Source organism: Psychrobacter sp. (genome assembly GCF_035469765.1).
In the GTDB taxonomy this organism is placed as follows: Bacteria; Pseudomonadota; Gammaproteobacteria; order Pseudomonadales; family Moraxellaceae; genus Psychrobacter.
In genome coordinates this window covers 1-2,127 of record NZ_DATIRM010000015.1, presented here as the reverse complement: position 1 = coordinate 2,127, position 2,127 = coordinate 1, and the positions used below count along the sequence as shown (strand labels likewise).

The window sequence follows — 2,127 nt, the reverse complement described above, 5'->3', positions numbered from 1 at the left end:
TAATCATCAGGCTGGCAAAATAATCGCAGAGTTAAAAGTTTTAATGACCTCACATATGGGTATTACTCGCACTGCCGAATCATTAGAACAAACCTTGATACAAATACAGCAATGGCAACAGTGGCTTGGAAAAACTGAGTTAAGTCAGTCTAATATGAATACTTCAGACGACGCTATAACGACTCATAGGCTAATAATTTTTCAATTAGAAAGGCAATTACAGTTAGCGACCTTCATTGTTCAGTCTGCCTATCAACGCCTTGAGAGTCGCGGTGGCCATTATCGGACAGACTATCCTAATTTAGCAGCTACGCCCCGAATCAGTGTAATTGAGCCATTATTAAACCAAGCTATTCTCCCAATAAGTGATATCAATAACCCCAGTTCAGAACTGCAAAATCATGATAACTTCGTCCAATACGAACAAGCAGTACAGTTGTTTTCCGTTCAATCAATGCGGTGCTGCTGGTCTAGCATGTAGTGAAGCTTAGATCAGCAGAAATTTCATGAATTTTATCTGCTTACGTCAGTATTGTTACTCTGCTATGTTACAATCCTCGACTTCTTAAAAAAGCCTTTCTAAAAACACTCTGTTAAAACCCCTGTTAAAAAATGCCGCGAGCACTTCACCATGCAAAGCTTAGTTACCCTTGTCTTGGTTTTAATGCCAATGTTTATTGGCTTTGCCATTCCATCCAATCCAACCCTCACCAAAATTGCTGATAAAGGCTTATCTTATTTGGTCTTTATTATCTTAGGCTTGATTGGTATTGAGCTGGCGCAAGTCGAAGGACTTGGCAGTCAGGTAGGTGAAATCGCACTTTATGTCACGATACTATCGATATTGACGATTGGGTCGGGTTTATTTGGACTAATGCTATTTGACCGTCTACGTCCGTGGCATGCCAAAAAGTCCAGTGTTAAATCTAAAGAGCATCGCGTTAGTATTCGCGGCAGCCTCACCCAAGTCATCTGTGTGGTGATAGGTTTTGTGGTAGGCTATTTCTTGCCAGCCGACTATATACCGCCTGAAAATACCATGACGGTCATGCTAATGATATTAATCTTACTGGTTGGTATCGGACTAAAAGGCTCGGGCATTACTTTAAAAGAAGTGCTACTCAATAAGCGCGGCGTTGAGATGAGTATTATCTTTACGCTATCGGTATTGGTTGGTGGACTTATCTTTGCGCTGATGTTTACTGATGTTTCTTGGACGAAAGGCTTGGCATTGGCATCAGGATTTGGCTGGTATTCGCTATCAGCGATTGTAATGACTGATGCTTATGGTGCAGTTTGGGGCAGTGTGGCGTTATTTAATGACTTGGTACGGGAGTTTTTTGCGTTAATATTTATCCCCGTTTTTATGCGCAAATATCCATCTGCTTCAGTTGGACTTGGTGGCGCGACCAGCTTAGATTTTACTTTGCCAATTATTCAGCAATCGGGTGGTTTAAAGGTCGTACCATTAGCGATCAGCTTTGGCTTTATTATTAATATTATCGCGCCAGTGCTGATGGTGGTATTTTCGGCTTTGGGTTAGCTTAGTTATATTTTATAACTAAGTTTGTTTGCATTAGATACTATGATAATTTTATTAGTAACCATCTGATTAATTAAGTTTTCAACTGCTTTAGAGTCGTCATTACGTAGATGGTTTTTAAGATAATTTATTAAAGTAGACTTTTTTGACGGTCGAGAATTTATAGGACGATCTTTTATCAACTTTATTGCGCGTTGATATTTCGTAGCAGAAGATTTACTCTTCTCCATACTATCGTTTAAAACCTTACTTGTATTTACTTTTATACCATTCAAAGTTAGATAACAAATATTCTGACCGTTTTGCTTTATAAAACCTTGATTTTTAAGCCACGTTACGACTAGATTAACTTGTTCTTCATTATTTAATTGACGATAGGTTGCAAGCTTTTGTTTTATAACCTTATTTAATCCTTCAATCGTTTTGGCTTTACTCAATAGAACCTTATCAGTTACTAAGTCTAACAGCCCTTGACTGTTTACTTTATAACTTAACTTTTTCGTTTTTGTGTCAAGGCTAATCAGCCCTGCTTTAACGAATTTTTCAAAAACCTTCTCAACGATATAATCTTGTTCAGCACTATT

At 38.2% G+C, this 2,127-nt stretch carries 2 protein-coding genes and 1 pseudogene; 2 read left to right on the top strand and 1 reads right to left on the bottom strand.

What is annotated here, in order from left to right:
* Both VLN09_RS00340 and VLN09_RS00335 read left to right on the top strand, forming a co-directional pair.
* Positions 1-481 (top strand): annotated as a pseudogene (locus VLN09_RS00340) (L-aspartate oxidase); the annotation flags it as partial.
* 150 nt (positions 482-631) lie between these two features.
* Positions 632-1,543 (top strand): lysine exporter LysO family protein, encoded by a 912-nt coding sequence (locus VLN09_RS00335; protein WP_325242998.1) that lies wholly within the window; start codon positions 632-634, stop codon positions 1,541-1,543.
* A 5-nt stretch (positions 1,544-1,548) separates the two neighbouring features.
* On the opposite strand, the gene VLN09_RS00330 is transcribed toward VLN09_RS00335, so the two are convergent.
* Positions 1,549-2,127, bottom strand: a 579-nt coding sequence (locus VLN09_RS00330) for a hypothetical protein (protein WP_325242996.1), incomplete at its 5' end; no start/stop codon positions are given.